This is a genomic window from Limnospira sp. (assembly GCF_051859755.1).
Lineage (GTDB): Bacteria > Cyanobacteriota > Cyanobacteriia > Cyanobacteriales > Microcoleaceae > Limnospira > Limnospira fusiformis.
The window spans coordinates 1-24,394 of record NZ_JBIMLI010000070.1; the positions used below are offsets into that span (position 1 = coordinate 1).

The 24,394-nt window shown below is 42.6% G+C and carries 14 protein-coding genes; 4 read left to right on the forward strand and 10 right to left on the reverse strand.

Going from position 1 to position 24,394, the window contains the following annotated elements:
- Positions 1–321 precede the first annotated feature (321 nt).
- The gene (locus ACTIE0_RS13520; protein WP_006668133.1) at positions 322–543 is read left to right on the forward strand and encodes a hypothetical protein; all 222 of its coding nucleotides are present in this window, start codon (positions 322–324) and stop codon (positions 541–543) included.
- Between the two features lie 40 nt (positions 544–583).
- Here ACTIE0_RS13520 and ACTIE0_RS13525 read toward each other — a convergent pair whose 3' ends face one another.
- Complete coding sequence (locus ACTIE0_RS13525) at positions 584–1,282, reverse strand: M15 family metallopeptidase (protein ID WP_006668132.1); 699 nt, start codon at positions 1,280–1,282, stop codon at positions 584–586.
- A 118-nt stretch (positions 1,283–1,400) separates the two neighbouring features.
- Positions 1,401–2,696 (reverse strand): adenylosuccinate lyase, encoded by a 1,296-nt coding sequence (gene purB, locus ACTIE0_RS13530; protein WP_006620952.1) that lies wholly within the window; start codon positions 2,694–2,696, stop codon positions 1,401–1,403.
- Positions 2,697–3,090: 394 nt separating this feature from the next.
- On the opposite strand from purB, the gene ACTIE0_RS13535 reads away from it, so the two are divergent.
- Together ACTIE0_RS13535 and ACTIE0_RS13540 are read left to right on the forward strand one after the other, a co-directional pair.
- Positions 3,091–4,908: a mechanosensitive ion channel family protein gene (locus ACTIE0_RS13535; protein ID WP_006620951.1), complete on the forward strand. Its 1,818-nt coding sequence runs from the start codon at positions 3,091–3,093 to the stop codon at positions 4,906–4,908.
- 224 nt (positions 4,909–5,132) lie between these two features.
- Positions 5,133–5,969, forward strand: coding sequence for a RusA family crossover junction endodeoxyribonuclease (locus ACTIE0_RS13540; protein ID WP_006668131.1), 837 nt, complete (start codon positions 5,133–5,135; stop codon positions 5,967–5,969).
- Positions 5,970–6,006: 37 nt separating this feature from the next.
- Here the strand turns inward: ACTIE0_RS13540 and ACTIE0_RS13545 are convergent, their stop codons facing one another.
- From ACTIE0_RS13545 to ACTIE0_RS13580, 8 genes are all read right to left on the reverse strand, one after another.
- A complete protein-coding gene (locus tag ACTIE0_RS13545; RefSeq protein ID WP_006668130.1) occupies positions 6,007–7,239 on the reverse strand; it encodes a glycosyltransferase family 4 protein in 1,233 nt (410 codons plus the stop codon).
- 91 nt (positions 7,240–7,330) lie between these two features.
- The gene (locus ACTIE0_RS13550) at positions 7,331–9,436 is read right to left on the reverse strand and encodes a hypothetical protein (RefSeq protein WP_006668129.1); all 2,106 of its coding nucleotides are present in this window, start codon (positions 9,434–9,436) and stop codon (positions 7,331–7,333) included.
- Positions 9,437–9,498: 62 nt separating this feature from the next.
- Positions 9,499–11,643 carry a tetratricopeptide repeat-containing sulfotransferase family protein gene (locus tag ACTIE0_RS13555; protein WP_006668128.1) on the reverse strand — a complete coding sequence of 715 codons (2,145 nt, stop codon included), beginning with the start codon at positions 11,641–11,643 and terminating at the stop codon, positions 9,499–9,501.
- A gap of 107 nt (positions 11,644–11,750) precedes the next feature.
- A complete protein-coding gene (locus ACTIE0_RS13560; RefSeq protein ID WP_039932111.1) occupies positions 11,751–13,577 on the reverse strand; it encodes a tetratricopeptide repeat-containing sulfotransferase family protein in 1,827 nt (608 codons plus the stop codon).
- Positions 13,578–13,593: 16 nt separating this feature from the next.
- Positions 13,594–15,624 (reverse strand): tetratricopeptide repeat protein, encoded by a 2,031-nt coding sequence (locus tag ACTIE0_RS13565; protein ID WP_439516918.1) that lies wholly within the window; start codon positions 15,622–15,624, stop codon positions 13,594–13,596.
- A 27-nt stretch (positions 15,625–15,651) separates the two neighbouring features.
- Positions 15,652–18,327 (reverse strand): tetratricopeptide repeat protein, encoded by a 2,676-nt coding sequence (locus tag ACTIE0_RS13570; RefSeq protein ID WP_006668125.1) that lies wholly within the window; start codon positions 18,325–18,327, stop codon positions 15,652–15,654.
- Between the two features lie 77 nt (positions 18,328–18,404).
- Positions 18,405–20,201 carry a tetratricopeptide repeat-containing sulfotransferase family protein gene (locus ACTIE0_RS13575; protein WP_006668124.1) on the reverse strand — a complete coding sequence of 599 codons (1,797 nt, stop codon included), beginning with the start codon at positions 20,199–20,201 and terminating at the stop codon, positions 18,405–18,407.
- 117 nt (positions 20,202–20,318) lie between these two features.
- A complete protein-coding gene (locus ACTIE0_RS13580) occupies positions 20,319–20,558 on the reverse strand; it encodes a hypothetical protein (RefSeq protein ID WP_006620941.1) in 240 nt (79 codons plus the stop codon).
- Between the two features lie 110 nt (positions 20,559–20,668).
- Between ACTIE0_RS13580 and ACTIE0_RS13585 the strand changes: the two genes are divergently transcribed.
- Complete coding sequence (locus ACTIE0_RS13585; RefSeq protein ID WP_006668123.1) at positions 20,669–24,142, forward strand: glycosyltransferase; 3,474 nt, start codon at positions 20,669–20,671, stop codon at positions 24,140–24,142.
- The last annotated feature ends 252 nt before the right edge of the window (positions 24,143–24,394 follow it).

A 24,394-nucleotide genomic window follows, 5' to 3' on the forward strand; every position in this document is an offset into this window, starting at 1 on the left:
GTAACTATAGGGGGCTGGCATTTTGGGTCTTCTTAGTCATCTCGTCCTCTCCATTATACGTCCTAACTTTCCTGTCTTGTGCTATAGATGTGTTATTGGGAAAAAGCCCCGCTGATTTGTTGGTCAAGCGGGGCTTTTTACTGTTGAAAGTTTGAATGTAGAATAGAAATAGTCCGGTCGCTGACCCGATGCTAGGGAACTCTACCATCGCAGCCAGGTAAAGCTCTGTAAAGAGTTTGGCGTTATTCACGGGATCTTCATATTTTCCCATTAGGCTTGATGTTGTAGCCCAAACCCTGCATCCCCCTGGAGGTAGAAATTATGCCATCAGTGTATCTAGCACTACTTATATTAACATTTGGCTCTCTTTTGGTGTATATGCAAACATCCGAAGATATTCCCTTTGTTTTGGCAGGATTAACCGGAATTGTTTGTTTTATATGGGGTTTCGCCTTTGCACACTGGAGCCTACAAATCTTAATTGTTTTGGGTCTATTAAAACTATATAAACTCCACATTCCTGATAGTCTCACTTCCCGGTAATGGACAAAATACCCCTGAACTATCAGGGGTATTTTTACTTTTAAGGTACTCGGTCAAGACTGACATTAAGTAAACCATACCTTTCCCAGCCTTGAGCATCAAAATGCCACCATTCAGTCATTAAGGGTTCAAAGCCATATTGTTTCATTTTCAACTCTAATAAGTTGCTATTGCGACGGACTTGGGGTTCATTGCCTGTGTAATCTCTCCAGGCTTTCTCGGTAAAATCATCGTAATCTGTAGGCATTTCCAGAGGTTGACCAGTTCTCAAATCTACTAGAGTCAAATCAACCGCCGCGCCGCGATTGTGACGGGAACCCCGCGCCGGATTACCTACATAACGGGAATCTGGGAGAATTTGCCACATTTGCCAAGTCACAGACCAAGGGCGATAACAATCATAAACCATTAACCCTAATCCCATGGTTTCTAGGTCTTTTTGTACATCGGAAAGTCTCTGGGCGAAGGGACGACGGAGTAGGCATCGAGACACAGGGTAAAGGGTTCGGTTGACAAAATTATTGGGGGTTGCATAGCGAATATCTAAGCGAATATTGCGATTGACAGATTGAATATCTACCAGTCGATTAGCTGCTGAAACTTGGCTATAATCTGTAATGAGGTTAGGGGGAGGTGTTTGAGCGATTAAAGGCAGGCTGTAAGCTGGTTCTGCCCACAAGTTACATGACCAAAATACCAGAACAAATGTAATGATAACTAACGCAGTTTTTCTTAGCATATTACCTCTTTATTGTCAAGATTTTTGGCAGTTCAATTTAGATAAATTTCATCGGCAGGGAATTATTAACTAAGTATTGACTATTGATACTGAGAGTAAATTCCCTGAGCCAGAGGATTTAGATGCTTAATCTTTGATAGATGTCATCTAAATGTTTAAGGTGATGTTCAGCCTGAAAACAGGATTCAATTTCATCTGGGGATAGGTAAGACTGGATAGCAGAGTCTTGGGTAATTAATTGATGAAAATCCCCGTCGGGAGTATTCCAAGCCTGATGAGCGCAGGATTGAACAATGCGATAAGCGTCCTCCCGACTCATGCCTTTTTCCACTAGGGTAAGTAAGACGCGCTGGCTGAAGACTACGCCACCATAGAGGTTCATATTCCGCTTCATGTTGTCAGGATAAACCAGAAGATTTTTCACCAAATCTGTGATTTCTACTAACATGAAATGGGTAATAATGGAAGCATCGGGTAAAATCATGCGTTCGACAGAACTATGGGAAATATCCCGTTCATGCCATAGGGCTACATTTTCTAAGGCGGCGATCGCATGACCACGCACAATGCGGGCTAGTCCGGTGAGGCGTTCGCTACGGATAGGGTTGCGTTTGTGAGGCATAGCAGATGAGCCTTTTTGACCCCGTGCGAAAAATTCCTCTACTTCTAAAACGTCTGTACGTTGCAGATTGCGGATTTCTACGGCAAATCTCTCAATGGAAGCAGCCAGCAAGGCGAGGGTTTGCACATATTCAGCATGAATATCTCGGGAAATTACCTGAGTTGAGGCGGTGTCGGGTTGCAGTCCCAGTTTTTGACAGGCGATCGCCTCTACCCTCGGATCAACATTAGCATAGGTTCCCACCGCCCCGGAAATCTTACCTACAGCGATTTGTTGTCGCAGACGTACCAGACGTTCCCGGTTGCGACAGACTTCGGCTAACCATCCGGCTAGTTTAAAGCCAAAGGTGATGGGTTCGGCGTGAATACCATGCGATCGACCAATCATCACGGTATTTCGATGCTGTTGCGCCTGATAGCGAATGGCTTGGGCTAGGGTCTCTACCTGTTCGAGAAGTAAATCCGTACTAGCTACCAGTTGCAAAGCTAGGGCTGTGTCTAAAACGTCGGAACTGGTTAACCCTAGGTGAATGTAGCGTCCAGCATCCCCAACATATTCGTTAACATTGGTAAGAAAGGCAATCACATCATGGCGCACTTGGGCTTCAATTTCTAGGACGCGCGCTAGGTCAAAATTGGCTTTGGCTTGAATTTCCTCCACGGCTGACTCTGGAATATAGCCGAGTTCGGCTTGGGCTTCACAGGCGGCAATTTCCACCTGTAGCCACGTTTTTAGCTTATAGTTGTCTGTCCACAGCGAACCCATTTCGGGTAAGGTATAGCGTTCAATCATTGGGATTGTCAGAACTCTGTTGATTTTTAAGGCTAGTGTCTAAAATTCTCTACTGGCTAGGGTTTAGCAGGTTTTGGCTTAATCGGGAAGTTTGAACACCCGACGATCGCAAAATCACAGCTCCTCGACCAATATTTCATTTTGACATACCACCGTGCCTAAGATTACTAGATTCCCGGTCTGTCAACACCGATCAATCTGGGGATGTATCATGGGTGCATTTGGGAGACCCCCAGATCACCAGCCAGCCCACCCCCAGGACCACTAATCAGCTATGCCTTTTGAGATATTCCTTTCAGCCTGTTGTCAGCTTAGGGGCTTAACATAAAATTAGCAAGCGCTATAATATCAGAGTTTTGTCTTGTCCTGACTCTCTTGAGGTGCTATCGGCTATATGATGAAAGGCAAATTTTATAGGTTTCATCGAGTAATTAAATGTTTTGCGATCGGTTTATTAGCCGTGGGGATGTTCGCCCCTTGGGGAACTGCAGCGATCGCACAATTGCCACCCCTTCCCACATTTCAGGATATCACGAGAGTCAGTAACCCTCGGATTCGAGCTAGAGCCTGTGCTAACTTATTTTGTGCCCCGGTTAGACTCGATAATCGCAGCATCCTTGAAGTCACTTCTCAACCGACTATCTCCCCAGATCATCCTCAAGATTTTGACGTTCAGCAGAGAGTTCAACGCATTGAAAAAATTTTGATGTCCATTGTGGCGGCGGTAGAAAATCCCGACACCCTCCGAATTGAAGTGGGTATCCGCAATGATGAAACTGTCGTGTATGCTCCTGAACAACCGCAAATACAGGATCAGGTGATCATCACAATTACTGATTTTGACTCCCTTCATCAAGGACAATCTAAAAAAGCGATCGCTAAACAGTGGCGAGATACCATCTATCAAGAATTGTACCGTTCCATCTCAGAACGCCGCGCCTTTCAACAGTATTTCTGGAATCGCAAACTTCCCTTTACCCTCCTATTTTTGGGGATAATCATCCTGAGTAGCTGGATATTATGGCAAGTCCAGAAAATCATTGACCGAGAAAATCAACGCATCCAAAATTTATCTCAAACCGCCACAGATATTATTGAAGCTGACCCCAACTCTGACCCTAAAATCATACCTAAATCCCGGTTTAAATTTGGATTTAATCAGATTTGGAGTCGTTTACCCAATCTTTCTCCTAATCAAAAAAAGCAAGTTATTCAATTCCTCCGGCAGGTAACTCAGTGGGGACAAATTTTTATTTGGTTAGGGGGATTAGCCTATCTTTTATATTACTATCCAGCCACCCGCGCCATAGGTGTAGCCCTAGGGGGAGTTCCCCTCTCTTTATTGGTTTATTATCTCATTGTCATTGCCTCCATTAAAATCAGCCATTTGTCTATTGAATATTCCTTGCAAGAATGGGTTAACCAATCTCTGTTTAAATATCCCAATTCGCAGCAAAGATTTCTGTCACGACAAATCACATATATGGCAGCCCTGAAAGGTTTGGCATCATTTACCAGTTACTTTGTTGGCATTTTGTTGACCCTTAATACCATTCTCAGTTCAGTTTTTAATATTCAGATGAATGAAATATTAACCGGGGTCGGTGTCATTGGTTTTGCCTTAACTTACATCTTTCAGAGTACCATTAAAGATGTCTTAAATGGCTGTTTAATTTTGTGGAGTGACCAATATGCCGTCGGTGATGTAATTGCCGTAGAAGATAAAAGTGGTTTGGTCGAGTATATAAATCTTTATATCACCCAAATTCGCAATCTTGATGGCAATTTAATCACCATTCCTAATGGCAGTATTTCCATTGTAGAAAATATGACCAAAAATTGGTCGCGAGTTAATTTTACTATTGAGGTAGCCTATGATTCCGATATCCGCAAAGCCATGGAGGTTATGAAACAAGTCGGAGAAGAAATGCTACAGGAACCCCATTGGCGGAATTTGATTTTAGAATTACCCCAAGTTTTGGGGGTTGATGCCGTGAGTCATCGGGGAATATTGGTCCGCATTTGGATTACTACTCAACCTGTGAAACAGTGGGAAGTCGGTCGAGAGTTTCGGTGTCGGGTCAAAGAAGCCTTCGACCGTGAAGGGATTAAAATTGGCATTCCTCAGCAAACTTTGTGGCATCAAGGCTATCATCATTTATTAGACCAAAATGGTAATCATGGCGGTGAGTTTTCCTCTTCTGTCAATTGACACTGACCTTATGACCCCCAATTCTCCTACTGAAGTAAGATGCAGGAGGCTAGATTAGAACTAACAGTTCCCAAACAGCCTGTTATTTATATGGGGTAGGAAATGCTCGGCGTGGTAGCTGTAGCGTGAATCCGTTAAACTACTGATACTGACCTGGGGATGGGGTACTGAGAACCCCCTAGTAGAGGAAAATTGATAACTAATGAGGTGGACTTGAGATTATTGTGTTAACTGAACTGAAACCGAAAATTTCTGAATTAGAAAATCTGGCGCGTGCCATTAGCTACGAACATCAGCGGTGTCTAGGAAGTCCCCAGACGGCGTTAGTTCCGGCTTACCATGCGGGAGTTTTATTGCTACAAGCACAAACCAAATTGACCTCGACTGACTGGGAAGGTTGGCTAGAGTCGATTGATATTTCTGCCCAAAGTGCTGACACTTATATGCAGATTGCTCGCACTTGGCCAGGATTTCTGGGGGTGGAAATAGGCATCGAGGCGGCTTGTATTGGGGAATATGCACCACAACCCAAACCTTTGGAATCAGAAGCCCAGAAGGAAGTAGAACCCCCCATAGAGGAAGTAGAACCCCCCATAGAGGAGGTAGAGGACTATGATACCCCTATTGATGTAGAATTTACCCCGGTTCCCCCAGAGGAGGAAATACCGCCCAAGACGGAATTGATTAGCTTTGTAATTGAGGGTGCTGTAGTTCCGAAGGCGCGTCCCCGGGTTACCAGTAATGGGACTTATTTACCTCCTCGATATCGGGAGTGGCGGAACCGGGCGGAAGTTGAATTGTATCGCCAGATATCAGAACGGAATTTAACAAATAAATTTCCCCTCAGACGGGCGGCGGTGACTATCCGTTTGTTTGGTAATCATCGGACCAATTCTGATATTGATAATTTGGCTGGTGCTTGTTTAGATGCTTTGACGTTGCAAGGGGCGGGGGTTTTGATGGATGACCGCTTGAGTTGTTTACCTAAACTGAGGGTAGAGTTTTTTCCAGATATCCCTAAAACTGGAGTATGGATAGACATTGAACCTCTTAGTTATTAACAGTTAATTAGCGGTTAATTATATAGATAACTTTTGACTAATTTAAATGCAGTTTAACCGCTATTTTAGCATCTTGTACTACGTCAATATATAACCTTTCTATATGGGTGATATTCTCATCTAAAGTATATTTTTCTAGGACTCTATTTCGGGCTTTTTTACCTAAAACAGTTGCCATTTCAGGGTGGTCTCTAAACACAGGTAATAAGGTTTGTAGTTGACTGCTAACGCCTTGGGTTTTTAAGACGACACCCGCGCCATTTTCTAAGACTTCACCATCAGCACCAGCATCGGTGGCTATGCAGGCGACACCACAGGCCATAGCTTCCAGTAGAGATAAGGATAGTCCTTCGACTAAGGAGGGTAAAATAAACACATCGGAGCCGCGTAAAATTTCGATGCGCTTATCTTCATCGCCGATAAAACCTGCCCAAATTATGCCGTCTTCTAAGCCATACAAGCCTTGCAGATAAGGGGCTAAGGGTCCATCTCCTACTAATAATAGGCGGCAGTTTTCACCCATGCGGGCTTTTTTCCAGCCTTTTAACATGGCTTCGACATTTTTTTCGGTGGCGATGCGTCCTTGATAGACGAAAATCCGATCGCTTTGAAGTTGAGATTTGAGGCGAGAGGTTCCGGGAGAATATTTTTGGACATCCACGCCATTAGGAATAATGGCTACTTTGTGTTCAGCGACTCCGAGTTTAACCAGTAAATCTTTCTGAATTTGAGAAAAGACAATTACCCGGTGATAATTAGCCAGGAAGGGAGCATAAATCTGGTACATCAGATGCTGAGTCCCAGAAGTCAGGTTGCGGAGTTTGCGATCGAAAGGGGGGTGAAAGGTGGCTACTAAGGGTAAGTTTAATTCTTCGCAAATTTCTGGGAGGAGGAAATCAAGGGGAGACAGGGTTAAGGAGGCATGAACCAGATCAGGCTTTAATGCTTGCAGAGACCGCATCAGTACCTTACTAGATTTGAGGGTAGGGATGGTGTAGATCTGAGACTTATAGAGACAGGGAAGTGGCACTTCTTTGGTTCTCTGAGTGTCACCGAGAGAATCGCTACTAAACTGGAAATCTTGGGCTGTAATTTTCCAGTGTCCATTTTCTGGGGGCCACTGTTCTCGACGTTCGGGGTGGGTGGTTTCTTGGGCAAAATGGATAAAGCTAACCTGATATCCCCGGTCAAGCAGCATATTGGTTACTTCCCGAGAGTAGGTAACGTTACCGCAAAATGGTGATTTTTTTCCAAGCCAAGCAATGTGCATTCAGATATGTTTGTATAAGGGTGATGGTCTTTTCGGATGACTTTATCATGGAGTTATAACCGTTGGCATCCTTCCCGGGGAAAATCGCAGATCAAAATTTACCGAGTCCTCCCCAAATCATGCCGGAAAATATGCCCCAGGCTGAACCAATCCCTGCGGAAACGATAATGGCTCCTAACAATAGGGGGATGCTGTTGTCTGGGGGGCTGGTTTGCAGCAATTGAGGAAATAGGGTAGATGCGATCGCTCCTAAAAAAGCGCCGGTAATAACTCCCAGGAAATTACCCCAAACCATACCCACCCACGCTCCCCGTCGTCCGGCTAGTCGTATAGCAGTGGGGAGGGGTGGTGCGCCGCCAATGGTGCCAAAGGTAGCACCAGATAGAATCCCCCCCAACGCACCCAATCCGGCGGCGACAATGGCTGTGACACAAATGCGAGAGATGATCTCTGGGGTGGAGTTACCAGGCTGGTCTAATTCCATGGCGAGGACGGCGATCGCTCCTAAAAGACTACCGATGGCTGTACCCAAAAAGGCTCCCCATATAGCACCTAGAATCATGCCATTTTTACCGTGTACACGGCCCTTGGGAACCGATAGAGGGGGTTTAAAGAGGTTCCAGATGGTACCCCACACCATACCCATAAACGCGCCCCACATAATCGCCTGACCAATGAGGGCATCTTGTTCTAAAGCGCCGAAAACGACTCCAGCTATGGCGGCGGCGATGAAGGTTCCACATAGACCACCAATGATGACGGGGATTTTGCTAGGTCCGGTAATGGGTTCGGGTATGAATAACCCGGCGGTGGCACCGAAAAAACAGCCCCAAATGCTACCGACGATCATGGCTCCGAGTATGCCGCTGGTGGGTCCAAAGAGGGCGAAAATTATGGCGACGATCGCTGATAAACAGGTAACTCCCCAAACACCCCCAACTATTGCGCCTTCGGTAATATGCCAAATTGCTAACCATGTGCGCGGTGATCTGATAATGGCGGGAGGTTGGGGACGTTTGAGGACCCGTCTGGGGCTTTTGGTGGTGGGGGTGATGACTCGCGATGGTTGTTGGGGACGGGTAACTCTAGGGTTGAGGGTGAGACGATGGCGCTTTTTGATTTTTAGTGGTTCTAGGTGTTGACCGGAACGCACAGCCTCTCGGGACGGAAAGGGATCGCGTCCTCCTAGTTGGCGGGTGCGATCGCACCAAGGACAGGATTTGAGATGGTTACTGTATCGGTGTTGTCGATTCTTAGTACAGGTGGTTAGGTCGGATTCTGCTTGCTTGAGCGCCTGTGTCCAAGCTATGGCTGGGGGGCGTTTTTCGGGGTAGTTGTGGCCGTCTTCAAAACAGCGGATAAATAGTTCCTGTAGGCTGGGGTGAAGGGTTTTGAAGGAGGGGGCTAAGGGCATCGGTTGGTAGGGGACTGGTTTTTTCCCATAGACGAAATGACCGGCTTTGATCCGCGCTTCTATGGCTGGGGGGTCGCCACTGCCTTGATATACCCCAGAAAAGGGGTGTGTTCCTTCCATTAGTAGTTGAAATATCAGCACTGCTAAACCAAAGCGATCGTGTTCTGCTGTGCGATCGATATCTCGGAAAGTCTGATTTTGCAATTCTGGCGGCGTAAATTCCGCTTTTCCTACCGGACAGCGAAACGTCAGGTCAGTATAGGGGTCGCGCACTTGGAAGGAGTCTGTATCTACTAGGGTGACAATGGCGGTATCGCTGACTAAAATATTGGATTCGTTGACATCTCCTACTACATAGCCTCCGCTGTGAATATCGTTAAAAGCGGCAGCTAGGTTGCGCGCAGTACGGTGTAGGTAGAGATAGTTAAATAGGGGTTTCTGTTCCCGGCGGGTTTTGGGGGTGTAAAATGTGTGGATGGGTGCAGCCGCCGTGACTCGCGGCATTAGATACCCAACAATGTGGGGGCGGTTATCGACAGTCCGCAACAGGTCGATCGGCCAAGCTATTAAGGTCATCCCCGGCATTACGTCTAAATTGGCAGGGGGGGCGTTGTACATTAGGGTTAGTTTGTCTGCGTCTTCGTCCGTCGGGTTATGGTAGATTTTGGCTACTAGGGTGGGGTCGTTGGCAACAACGTAGATGCGACCCTCACCACCACTCCCAATGGGGTTTCTGGTGTCGAGGGTGATGATTTTTCCATTAAACTGGCGCTGCAACCGCATTATGCTTAGGAAATTGGGATAGGGCTGATATTATCCTCAAGGATAGCGCTTTCGGACGGTTATCAATGCCAATTTAATTGTCGTCCTAAAAATTCCTCTAGTTTCTGATTATGGGGTCGGAAGAATTCCCGGAGTTGCTGGAAAACTGGATCTTGGCGATCGACTTCATATTCTCCAGCGTTGAAGGGGTGATATTTATGGAGTTGGTGGGGGGAGAGTTCCAAAAATTCTAAGACCTGATTGAAAATGGCTTGGGGATGTTCGTAAAAGTCTTCGCTACGAATAATCAAAAACTGCTGCCGGGGAAATACTGACATCCAATTTTCCAGAAAATTGATATATATGCCTCTGGCTAGGTATTTATTTTCACCTTGTAAGCCGGGAGAATTAAATTCGATATGATCTAGGTTAGACATGATTTCTAATTCCGTGCTAAAAGCCTCTTGCCAAGACCTCTTTTCCCACATTAATCTCTGCCAATGATAATAATGTGAAAAACTCCTGATTATCGGATTTCTCAATAACACAATCAGTTTCATGCGCGGAAATACTTCCCAGACGCGGCGGGGAACTTCTGGGATCTCTAAATAGTGAGGGGTGGCTTCTCCCGTGATAAATTCTGCTGAGGTCGCTAGGTGGGGAAAATGGGAAAGATACCAGTCTAAACCTCGATAAAACAGCATAGCCCAAAAGTAAACTTCTTTTTTGATGCAGGGTAATACTTGCGGATGTTTACTTAAATAGTTGTACAGGGAAGTAGTCCCGCCTTTTTGAGTGCCAATAATTAAAAAATTCGGGTGCATGGGATGGTTATTGTCCCAATATTGACTAGCAATTTCTGGGCGATTTTTTAACAGTTTTTTGTGGCTGGCATTTCGATAATGGGTGATGGCTTCTTGGATATTTCCTTGACGACTTAAAGCCTCTCCCAGGTTCATAGAAACTACATGAAAATCAGCAAAGTCTTGGAGTTTCTGGCGATAGATTTCAATGACGATATCAAGTTGATTGTGTTCGGATAATAAATTCCACAGATTCCAATATGACCAATAAAAATGAGGCCGAATATTTACGGCTTTGATATAGGCTTCTATAGCCTTAATTGGTTTTCCTTGGCGCAGAAATATCTGGGCTAATTGCAGACAAGCATCAAAGCATTCTGGGTCGATTTCTAGGGCTTTTTGGAAATTTTTAATCGCCTGATTCCATTTCTTGAATCTTACGGCTGCCTCGGCTAGTTTTTGGTGAATTATCGCCGATTTATCTGGATGGTTATTTAGGAGTTCTTTATAGTTACTAAAAATTTCCTGCCATGATTCGAGGTGGTTCAAAAGTTCTAAGAGTTTTAAGTAAGGCCATGTTAATTTTGGTTGGATAGTTATGCCTTTTTGATAGGCGGCGATCGCTTGTTTTATATCTCCTTGTTTTTGGCAGATTTCCCCCAGCTTCAAATTTATCCAATCTATGTCTGGCTTCAGTTTAAGGCATTCTTGATAGGCGGCGATCGCATCCTGGTAATTTTTCTGTTCTGTGAAAACATCCCCCAAACGACTATAGACATAATACAAATCTGGGTCAATTTCCAGAGCCTGTTTATAGGCGTTTATCGCTGATTCCCATTGTTCACAATTGACGAAAGTTTCCCCTAAATTATAGGAAATTTCTGCCACGTTTGGATAAATTGCCATCGCCTTAGCATAAATGGCGATCGCTTGGGGAAATTTTCCCTGATTATCCAGTGCTTTGGCAACCTCCAGATATTCAGGAAGGTTAACATTTTGTGGTTCAATATTGATAGCTTTTAACCAACAGTAGTTGGCTTTATCCTGCTGATTAATTTGCCCAAATACTTTGGCTAAGTTGCGATAAACACCGCCAAAATCCGGTTTAATTTCGATAGCCTTTTCATAGCAGTTAATCGCAGATTGCCAATCATTTTTTTGAGCAAAAAGGCTGCCAAGATTCGCGTAAACTTCGGCAAAATTTGGCTCGATTTCTAAGGCTTTTTTATAGGATGCTTCCGCCTGATCAAACTCCCCTTGTAGCTGTTCAACAGTGCCGATAATTTTGTATGCTGGAGCCAAGTTAGGATGATATTCTAAGGCAGTTTTACAGGAAGCGATCGCCTCAGAAAATTGCTGTTGGGCTAGATATGTGTTAGCCTGCTGATATAGCTGTAATGCTAGTATTTCTTCGGAGGATGGCATTATCAATTTAAATCTTTTTCAAACTTCTAGGATGCTGAAAACATCCACTGATGGCTAATATATATAGCACAAAAATTGCCAAATGTCAATCATTGTCCATCATTAATTTAATCCCAATCAAACTCTAAATTTAAAAAATCCTGTAATCTTTGATTATGAGGATAAAAGTAATCTCGGAGTTGACTATAAACTGAAGGTTCGATTTGGGGATAACGTCCTGAGTTATAGGAACAATAGTTAGATAGTTCATAGCTAGGTAATCCCAAAAAATCCAAAACCCGATTAAAAACTTGGGACGGATTTTGATAAAAATCTTCACTGCGGATAATTAAAAACTGTTCCCTGGGAAAAATCGACATCCATTTTTCCAGAAATGGTAGATATAATCCTCGCCAGAGATATCCGGGATATTGACTTAGTTTCCTCTCCGATTCTAAATTACTTGTAATTAGGTTTAACTCCGATTTCATCACTATTTCTAAGGGTCTATATTCGCGCATTAATCTTACCCAATGGTGATATTGAGATATGGCTCGCGTGATGGGATTACGCAGTAAGAAAATTAATTTGATATCAGGAAATACCTCAAATATACGCTCAGGAACTTTGGCGGATTCCAAATAATTTGGCGTGGCTTCCCCAGTGATAATATTAGGCTCGACAAGACTGGGAGGAAAGTGGGATAAGTACCAATCTAAACCTCTGTCGAAATGCTTATCCCAAAAATGAGTTTCTTTTTTGATACAACCTACAATTTGAGGATGTTCTTCTAAATAACGATACAGAGATGTAGTGCCACCTTTTTGAGCGCCAATAATGATAAAATTAGGTGGGATAGGAGACGATTTATCTCCAGATTTCGCCATAATTTCAGGATGCGATCGCCGCATTTTTTGAGCAGCAGCATCCCGATATGCTACCATAGCCTCCGGGAACTTGTTTTGATGGCTGAGAAGTTCCCCCAAATTCAATTTAACTTGTTCAGAATCAGAAAAACGGTCAATGGCTGCTACTAAAATTTCCCTAGCTTGGTCTAGCTGTTCATATTCAGCCAAAATATTCCATAAGTTCCAATAAGACCAAGAAAAATCAGGTTTAATTTCAATGGCTTTAATAAAGGCATTCATAGCCTGTTGAGTTTGACCTTGTTGCCGCAAAATTTGACCCAAACTGCGATAGGTTTCAAAGCAATTATAATCTACGGTTAAATGTTGAGAATAAACTTTAATGAGTTCGTCCCATTGGTGATGCTCAATTAAGATTTTTTCTAAGCTACGATAGGTCATGGTAGACTGGGGATTAACTTTCAGAGCTTTTTGATAAGACAAAATTGCCTGTTTCGGTCTTTTTAATGCCTTCAAAACTTCCCCTAAGTTATGATAGGCTTCAGAGGTATCAGGATATAATTTAATGGCTTGCCGATAACAGGCGATCGCCTTAGTAAATTGGCGGCACTTTAGGAACAGATTTCCTAACTTTATATAATCATCAGCACTCCCTTTCTCCGGTTCTAATTGCAGAGCTTTATATTGACATTTCATAAAATTATCGGTATCCTCTAACTCAGTCCATACTTTCGCCAAATTTCGATAAGCTCCGGCTAAATTAGGGTTAATTTTTAGGGCAGTTTTATAGGCTGTAATAGCAGGTTGCCACTGGCTTTGTTTCGCATATAAACTACCTAAATTAGAGTAAACTTCAGCAAAATTTGGTTTAATTGTTAAGGCTTGTTTATACCATTTTTCCGCCTCAGTTAACTCTCCTTTGCATTGCCAAGCTATCCCCAAAGTTTTACAGGCGATCGCTAAATCAGGGTAGAGTTTTAAGGCTTGTTCACCAGCTTGGATAGCCGACTCCCAGTCGCGATTATTAATGTACATAATAGCTTGCTGGTGAAGTTGTAATGCTAACAATTTCGGAGGTAGAGATACCATAAATAATTTAGTGAGATTAATAATAGGCTTGTAATGGTCCATCAATTTCTGATAACAACATTTCCAATTCACCAGGCTGGAAACCATCTCCGGTTTTCACTAAAAATAATTGATACCCCTCATCTATAATATCCACCCAATCTTTCACCTTTTCTAAAAATAGATTAATTCCCCGTTTAGCTTCTTGTTCTTGGTCATCTTCTTCGGAAACATTATAATCATCAAAAATCGCCATTCCTCCCACCTTTAAAAGTCGCCATGAGAGCAAAGCATCTCGGAAGGCTACCGTCGCCAAATGACAACCATCAATATAAATTAGGTCATAGTAATCAGCCGCCAGAGAATTCAGAATATTTTGAGAATATCCGACTATTTTAATCACGCGATCGCCTGCATTAGTTTGAGCAATATTGCTATTAAATTCCGGTTGAAAATATGGGTCAATACAAGTAATTGTCGCAGTCGGATGAGTCAGGATATAATCAAGCAGCCAACAGGCTGACATCCCCTGAAAACTGCCAACTTCTAAGGCTTGAAAGCCGGGAATACCCGCCAGATGATGTAAATTTTTTTCCCAGGTGGGGATATTACTACTAAACCAGTCTCGGGTAAATCGATAATTACGTTGTTCGCTAACATCCCATCCTCGGAGTTTTAAGGCGGTGCGGTGATAACTAGCAGCTTCATCTAGGCGGTTATGTTCAGATAATAAATTACCCAGTTCTGTATAAGGTTTAGGGGAGGTAGAGTCTTCTTGGGTGGCAAGTTGTAGGGAGCTAATTTTTTCCTCAAACTCTTGGTATTGTTGACAAATATTCTGATATTTTTCCAGGATTTCAGCGTTCTTAGGTTGACATTCACAGGCGAGTTTATGAAAGGCGATCGCTCCTTCAAACTGATAATTTTTAGCTAACATTTCTCCTAATTGTAAATAGGGTTCCGGGTTTTGTTTGGTCAAACCCAATTTTTGCCAATTGTGATCCGGTGGATGATTAATCATTTCCGATAACCACTGACTAGCCTTATCTACATCTGCTTGACTCTGTTCCCGGATCGCATAACCCAATTGACGATATAAACTCTTACTAACTCCCGGCCTGTCTTCAGGAACTTTTTGTAAGGCTTGTAAATATATAGGAATGGCTTGGGAAAAACGTCGGTTTCTGCTTAAAGCATCCCCCAAATTTTCATAAGCCCAGTAGGAGTTCGGGTTTAATTCAACTGCTCGAAAACAAATAGCGATCGCTTCTTGAACTTTACCAACCTCTAACAAAGATCGCCCTAATGGGAGATGAGACCAAGGAGTTAGTGGGTTAATTTCCATGGCTTTTTTATAAACAGAAATCGCTTTTTCTGGTTCCTGTAAGCGAAACCAAGAATTTCCTAATTTATGATAAGCGAGTTCATTTTTGGGGTTAATTTTAATAGCTGTTTGATAGGCAGCGATCGCGGGTTGCCAATTTCCCTGTTGAGCCAACATATTCCCTAGGTCTACATGAATGCGATCGCATTGAGGATTAAGTTCAGCACCACGCTGATAAGCCGTTTCTGCTGCTGACCATTTTTCTAAGCCACTCAGTGCATTTCCCAATAAATAATAGGCTTTAAATGAGTCGGGTTGTTTAGCGATCGCTTGCTGACAATAACTGATAGCATCTTCATATTTTCCAAACATAATTAATAATTGAGCCAGGTTACGATATAACCCCACCAAATCAGGATTAAGACGCAAAGCGACATCATAGGCTTGCACTGCATCTTGCCACAATTTATGTTCGGCATACAGACTTCCCAAATTGCCGTAAACTTCAGCAAAATCTGGTTTAATTTCTAATGCGTTTGTATAGGCAATTAAGGCTTGCTCAAAGTTACCTTGCTTCTGGTAAGCCAGTCCCAAAGTTTTATAACCATCTGGCCAATATGGTTGTCTTTCCAAGGCGAAATTACAGCAGGCGATCGCTTCCTCTAATTTACCTTCTTTGAGATGTTCAATTGCTTGTTTATGGTATATAACGGCACGGTCTGGGGTATTCATCGATAAACTCATCGGCAATTTTTTCACTCAAACAACTAATTAAATTATATCAGCAATTTCCATAGTTTTTAATAAACTGTTGATATCTATATAAAAATTTGGATTTCTATCGATCTCATTACCTATTTCCTTGGGTAATTCTGGATTAAATTCGCCCACTAAGTAATAATAATCTAATTGACAAATTTCGCTCATAGTCCAGTAACAGGTAGGAGTCCTGTCTGCGGGAGGAAATAACTCAATTACTTTAGTTCCAGGTTCACAGAAAACTAAGTTAGTTAACCCAGCACCATGAGGAGAAATTACCACTTCCGCATGATGTAAACACAATGCTTGTTGTTTCACCGACATATTTTCAAGATAGACCACTTCAAAACCTAATGGTTTGAGGATATCCATTAACTCCTGTTCATTGATAACTTTGCGATAATAAGAATTAGCTCTACTAATATAAATTTTACTAGAGTAATTGCATCGATTATCCTCTTCCAGTAATGATGGATGTTTTAAAACTAAATCTTTGACAAAATCACAAGCCCATTTTGGTGTAGGCAAGGTGCGACATGGGACTATCAAAACCTCAGCTTGAACGTGACGAAAACAGCCAAACATTTTTTGATGTTCGGGAATATCAAACATAGCTAAAGTTTCATCCTCATATTTGTGACCAAACTTATTAACCACAATTTTATCAACGGGTACTCCGCTGGCTAAAACCAGATGTAACCTAGGTATTACCTCGACCATCCAATGAAAGTAGTTGTGTCCATAAAGAGCAGATACAAAAGCAATATTTCCTTCTAAGTGTATGGTCTCTGGTAAATTATGAGCAGCTAAAGCAATTCCTGAGTTGTTGGAAGATAAATCTTGAACAACCTGATTATTCCCTGTTATTATTGTGTTTAACAAATTTAACGGACCAGTATTTAAAGTATTTAAGCCTCTAGCTTGTGGAAAAATTTTCACTGATCCGGATGGTTGCTGAGTTCGATGACTTGTGAAATTAAAAGAACTCTTGGAAACTGTAGTTGGCTGTTTAAAATTCACGGAAGTCGATGGATATATCTCGATAGTTTGAACATTGCTACAACTTCTACTATTGACTAACCACTTGTCTGGACTTGGTAAATTACAGAATTTAGAAAGCAGATCATTAGGTAATTGGAAATGATTGCATTTTTCAGCATCTTCATGTCTTCCTAAGTGTAGTAAGTTTATCTTCATTTTGTCGTAAAATTGATAATGGTTGGGGTCATTTTTAAGTGACTCAAAACAGAATTCCAGCGCATCTTCCCACTTTTCCTGAGACATCAATACATTAATAATTTCTTCATAATACCAAGGATAATTTTTGATGGTAATAGCCTTTCTATAAGCCTCAATTGCTTGGTCAAAATTACCCAATTTGTGTAAGCAATTCCCCAAGCCACAATAAAAACAGTCCTGATTACTATTGATAGATATCGCTTTTTGATAATTTTCTAAGGCGGTTAACCAATCTTTATTTTGATAATAAGCATCTGCTAGGAATCCATAAAACCATTCGCAATCAGGATTTTGAGTAACCAGAATTTGATACTGAGATATCGCCTGTTCATAACGATTTTGGCTGACTAAAATTTTACCCCAATTAACTCGATTATTAGGAGATTCTAAAAAACTTGGGTTTTGTTCAATGATGGCCTCGTAAATAACGAAAGCAGCATCCCAACATTCCTGAGCAACTAAAGTTTCTGCCAGGGAATAATAGTTTTTGATAAAATCAGGCTGTTGTGATAAAATGGAGGGGTATAATTTCACCAAATCTTGCCAGCGTTTTAACTCAAATAATGCCTTAGATAAGCCTAAATAAAACTCCAGAAAGTCTGACTTTAATTGAATGGCTTTTTGGTAAGCATCTGCTACATCTTCCCACTGCTGGAGTTGGGTGGCAGCTTTGGCTAATTGATAATAAGACCAACAAAAATCTGGGTTGATAGCGATCGCCTTCCGAAATGCCTCTACCGCCAAAGCCGGTTTATTTAACACCTGAAAAGCCTCTCCTAAATGGTGATGAGACCAACTAAAATCTGGTTGGATAGCGATCGCCTTCTCAAAAGCCGACACCGCCTCGGCTGGCTGATTTAATTGCATCAGACCTAACCCCAATTTATGGTGGGCTAAAAATAACTGAGGATGGTAAGCGATCGCCTTTTGAAATGCTGACACCGCCTCTGACCATTTCCCGGATTCAGCTAAGGTATTTCCTATCTGTAATTCCTCTTGTCCTCGCTGTTTTAAAATTGCATCTAATTTCAGTCCCTTTTGCCAATAGCTTTGAGCTTCTTCCGGTCGTCCTATCTTGGTTAACACTCTGGCTAAATTGCGATATAATCCCCGAAAATTAGGGTCAATACTGATGGCTTGCTTTAAGGTTACTTCCGCTTCTTCCCACCTTTCCTGTTGCGCGTAAAGACTGCCAAGATTTCCATAAGCAGCCACCAAATTAGGGTCGAGATTGATAGCTTTTTTATAGGCGTTTTCTGCGGCTTCTAGGCGGTTACTTTTTTGTAAAGCCAACCCCAAAGTTTTATAAGCCATAACCCATTCTGGCTGCTGTTGGATAACTTGTTGACAGTTAGCGATCGCCTCATCAAATTTCCCTTCTTCTAAATAGGCGATCGCCTGTTGATGAAGACTCACTAATTCCCCCGGAAGTTGAAAATCACGCTCCATATTATTCACTCACCCCTATACTCACCCTAATTATATACTAATTTTGCCAATTATTTACATCGATTAAAAATCAGCCATTAACCGCTATTCCAGCCAAATTTTACCTCTAATAAGTCCTCTAATGCTTGATTGTAAGGTTCGTAAAATTCTCCCAACTTATAGCGCCATAGTTCAGCAACATCAGGATAAAATCGAGAGTTGTATTTGGGATATGTTTCTAATGAATAATCGGCTAAACCCAAAAACTGATGTACTCTCCTTAAAGTATTGTCTGGACTATTATATAAATCCTCGCTTTTGAGAATCAGAAAATTATCTTTGGGGAAGATAGATAACCAATGTTTCAAAAATTCCACATATATACCACGTGCCAAATAACTATGGGGACAGTCCCAAATCTGACGATTACCCTGTTTAAATCGGTTTATTTCTGAGGCGATCGCTGTTGATAAATCTCGCGATTCCCAACCAATATTAACCCAATGATAGTAATGAGAAATCGCCCTATCTATGGGATTTCTTAGCATTACAATTAATTTCATGTCAGGATAACAGTTAAACAGACGTTCCGCTACAGACTGACAGTCCAAATAACTAGGTGTCGCTTCCCCAGTCATCACCCTATCGGCTTTAGGTATAGTACAAAAATGGCTCAAATACCAGTCTATACCTCGGTCAAACTTCCGAGACCAAAACTCAATTTCTTTGATAACAGATAAAGCCGTTTGTGGATGCTTTTCCAGATAATAATATAGGGAAGTAGTCCCCCCTTTTTGAGTGCCAATAATGATAAATTTAGGGGATAATTGAGGGTTGGTTAACTCCTGGTTAAACTTAATAGCTGTGGCTTGAACGTTACAATTTATCGCTGCTTTTAGGTTGCCTTGTTGGGCAAAAACTTCTCCTAAATTAATATATAATTCGCAGGATTTGGGATTTTTAACAATGGCTTTTTGATATAAATCCACCACTTCCCCTAAGCGTCCTTCGGCTTTAATCAATGTCCACAAGTCCTTATATAACCAAGGAGGTAAATTCGGCTTTAATTCCATAGACCGTAAATAAGCCTCAATAGCCTGATGCCATTTCCCCACTTTAAATAAAGCATTGCCTAAGCGATAATAAGCATCATAACTATCAGGATGCTGTTTAACAATCTGATTGTGGATATTTAACTGATGTTCAAGTTCCCGTTGGCGTTCCCAAGCCTGATTAAGTTTGGGTAAAATCTCTGGATTTTTTGGCTCAATAGCCAACACTTTTTGATATAATATAATGGCTGCTAACCAATAATATTTTCTGGCTAAATTGTCGGCTAATTTTTGATAAATTGTGATATCCAGAAAGGATGGCAAAATAGTTAAGTGTTCGATGATATTATCAAGATTTCCCTGACAGTATCCCGCCAAAGCATCACCCAACTTTTCATCAAGGTCTGGTAAATTATCATCAAGTTGACAAGCTGTTAAATAGGCATCAATAGACTTTTCCCATTCACCTATAGAACTGTAAGCATTACCTAAATTATAATAACACCAGGGAAAATTAGTATCAAGAGAAATTGCTTTTTGATATACTTCAATAGCTGCCGACCAATCACCCTGTTTAATCAGAGTATTTCCTAAATTATTATAAGACCAAAAAAAGCCGGAATTAACAGCGATCGCCTTTTGGTAAGCCGACCTAGCATCATCCCACCTTTCCAGTTGAGAGAAAGCATCCCCTAATTTATGGTGAGACCAGGAGAAACGAGGGTTTAGCTGGATCGCCTTTTGGTAAAAAGCGATCGCCTTCTCCAGCTTTCCCTCAGCTAAATAGTTTTCTGCCTTTTCGTGTAAACTCAAAGCCTCCGCTTCCGGGTTAGGTACAGACATCAACTCATCTTCACAAATAACTAATTACTTAACCAAACTCGACCAACTTTATGCCTTAGTTGTATAGGCCATCCTCAGCCAGCACTATCAACTCTCAACACCTAAATGATGAGGCACTTAGAATAGATCCCGGTTCACAAAATATATGAAACCATAAAAAGCCCCAGCCATAACTGGCCCAGCTATCAATAACCCGGTAAAAATCAGAGAAATTGATGTACTATAATAGACAAAACCCCCATAAGGAATCAGAAATCCCAAAGCCGCAAGAATGATTTTAGTAGGAGTCCACTTAATATCCTTTTTCAGGGTAGTATTGAGCAATTTTTTGTCTTTAATGTATGTTCTTTTGCCCATGCTATTATTTCCTCCATTTTGGCGATACTGAGATTAAGTTCATCTGAGTCTAGCAATACCCCAATCCCTTAGAGACTATCAACTTCTGTTTTTTTGATCAAGGACCAATCATGTCAGCAACTACTCGCCAACCCAGAGTCAGTGTCATCATTCCCGCTTACAATGCCGATCGCTACATTGCCGAAGCCATCAACAGCATTTTCAGCCAGAGTTATCAGGACTATGAAATTATTGTAGTCGATGACGGCTCTACCGACAGCACCCCAGAAATTCTCCAATCCTACGGGTCACGTATCCACAGTATATCCCAAACTAATGGTGGCATAGCAGCAGCCAGAAATCTCGGTATAGCAGCCGCTAAGGGAGAATTAATCGCCCTATTAGACCATGATGATATTTTCCTCGCGGACAAATTGCCAGCCCAGGTCGCCTGCTTCGACTCTCACCCTGGGGTAGGACTGGTCAACAGTGGTTGGCAAATTATTAGTGCCGACGGTACACCCCAATCAAATATTGAACCCTGGCATAAAGTCCCAACTCTCACCCTAGAAACCTGGTTGACTGATACTCCCATTTTACCCAGTGCGATGATGTTCCGGCGAGAGTGGTGGGAAAAGGCGGGAGGCTTTGACTCGCGGTTTGACGGTGCGGACGACGTAGACTTTGTGCTGCGACTAGCCAAAATGGGATGTGAGGCTACCTGGTTAAAACAGATGACCGTGGGTTATCGCCAACACGATCGCGCCATGTCTATTGCCGATCCTACCAAACAGTTAGAGGCTTTTAATGCCGTCCTAGAAAACTTTTTCCAACAACCAGACCTGGACGACTCTATCCGCCAACTAGAGAGGCAGACCCGTTATGAATCATTAACCTGGATGGCTTGGCGATTTTATTATACTGGTCATCCGACCAAAATGGCAGAATTTCTAAGGCGATCGCTTTCCTATAGCCCCTACACCCTTCCTATCACCGTTTCTGACTGGATACATCGCTTTATAGGTTATTGTACTGGCTACGGTGAATTAATGGATACCCACAGCTTTAGACAACAACCAGAATGGCAACAACTCCTCTTAGAAACCCTCCCCAAAACCACCCCTAAAGTTAGTGTAATTATTCCCGCTTATAATTGCGATCGCTATATTGAACTGTGTGTCAGAAGCGCCCTGGAACAAACCTATACAGACTATGAAATCATCGTAATTGATGACGGTTCCACCGACAACACCCGGCAGGTTATCGAACCATATTTAGACGTAATTTCCTATCACTATCAACCCAACCAGGGGGCTGCCAAAGCCAGAAATTATGGTTGTAGTTTAGCGCGGGGAGAATTTCTCGCTTTTTTAGATGGCGATGACTTTTTTGTTCCCGAAAAACTCGCCGAACAAGTTGCCCATTTCCAGAAAAATCCCTCCATTGATTTAATCCAAAGTGGCTGGATGGTGGTTGACCAAAATTCGCAAATATTAGCCAAAGTTACACCCTGGGAAAATGCCCCAGTCTTGAACTTAGAAACCTGGGTTTTATATAAATGTGTCCGTCCTAGCGCCTTAATTATGCGGCGTGAATGGTGGGAAAAAGTGGGAGGATTTGATCATCGCCATCCCCCCACAGAAGACCTAGATTTTGTCCTGCGGTTATCTTTAATGGGGTGTCGCACCGTTTGGCTGAAAAAAATGCACGCCTGCTACCGCCAACATGATTCTAATTTGATGTCTGGAGGGGAAAAAGTAATCCGCAATACGGAAGCCTTAATGAATGAGTTTTTCCGCCGCCCGGAATTACCCATATCTATCCGGAAACTGGAAAGAAAAGAACGCTATGAGCGCTGGATATGGTTAGCATGGAGAATGTATCGAGATGGCTACCCTAAATTGATGGCAGAATGTTTACAAAATTCCTTAGAATATAGTGATGTTTCCCCGGTGGATACTTTACTACACTGGACAAATGCCTTTCAGAATATCTCACAAGAGTATGGAGAAAAGTTTTTAATTGAGCAACTGATTAAGATCCCAGAATGGCAAGAGATTTATACATTATTTATCGGCGGTTCAAGGTTCCGCAAAAAATCACAGTTAAATTTATCGAAATCGGCTTTAATGAATCAACACATTATTTTAATCAATACAGATGATCCGGGTATTGGCGGACTGGCACAATATGATCATCTAATTATGTGTGAATTGGCTAAAATTGGTTATCAAGTCACAGCAGTTAGACCAAAACATACTAGCCCTTTGGTGGAACAAGAGGGGAGTTTGGGAGTGCAACAGTTTTGGCTAGATTACAGTACGAGTTCAGATTTGGCTAGAGTGTTGAGAAATTGCCAAGATTACGAAAAATTGTATTCTCAACTGAAGCCGGATTTTATTATCTTTAGTGATGGCTGGCCCTATTCCCATTTTGCGGCTAAACAGGTGGCTATTGAACAAAAAATTCCCTATGCGATCGCCCTAGGTTTAGCCATGAGTGAACACGCCGATTTTTCCATGGGTGATGATATCCCATATCGAGAAGCTGTGCGCTATCAATATGGTTTGGCGCGGGTGGTAAATGTGGCGGCGCGGGAACATTTAAACATTCTCCATCAGGATTTTAAATTACCTGAAAATAAAGGCAATGTGGTTTATTATGGCCGATCGCCAAAATACTTTAACCCCCCCGACCCAGAAGCGCGAAAACGGTTGCGCCAGGAAATTAGCCTTCCCGAAGATGCAGTAATGTGCTTTACTTCAGCCCGACTCGCCCCAATTAAAGGTCACCGTCATCAACTAGAAGCGATCGCCCACTTGAAAAATTCCCCGATTTGGTCAAAACTATATCTGGTATGGGCGGGAACCGGAAAAGGTAGCGATCGTGATGTAGAACCCGAACTTAGGGAAATGGCACAACAGCTAGGGGTAGCCGAAAAGGTGATTTTCCTAGGTCAACGCTGGGATGTTCCCGACTGGCTAGATGCCTGTGACATCTTTGTGTTAACCTCCTATTCAGAAGCCGCCCCCTCCTTCGCCATTATGGAAGCTATGGCTAAGGGTTTACCTATTGTCGCTTCCGCCGCCGGTGGCATTCCTGAAGGTTTAGGCGGAACCGGGAAACTGTTACCTAACCCGAATGTTGACCCAGCAGCTACGGCGCGGGAACTCGCCCACACTCTCGAAGAATGGGCCGTTAATCCTCAACTCCGACAAGCTATGGGACAGGCGAGTAAACTGAGAGCCGAACAACTATTTCGGGAAGAACGGATGCTTAGGGAAACCATAAACATCCTTCATCCGGCTATATCAGCCCCCATAAGCGATGAATTTGCCCAGTGTGAGGAGGTGATAAAAGGGGTACAAAACCTCAGCCACAGGCTTCGCTATCGATCGCAAACGTGGCAAGCATGGCACGCCTACACCACCGGGGACACAGCCGCAGCGGTTGAACATCTCCAACGGTCTCTCAAATATTCTCCTTTCCAATTCACCACTCAAACTATCCTAGACTGGGTTAATGATTTCGTGCGCTTATACTCTCTAAAAGGCGATCGCTTAGATGCGCTTTCCTTTGCTAAATTGATAATGGATAATTATTAATTGTAGCGGCGGGTTTTGCCGTCAATTATCAATTCCCCACCCAGGTTTTGGTAAACCCGCCCCACCGTTTTCCCTGAGAAACCCGGTTTCTTGACTACGATATGGGTGGTGCGTCAGATGAACCAAATTGGCCGTTAACCCGATATGTTATCCCTCTGACGCACCCTACCAGGGTGATATAGCACTAGTCAATACGGTTAGGACGCAGCCTTGAGAACAGAATCCATGGCATCATGGAGAGAATCAAACTGC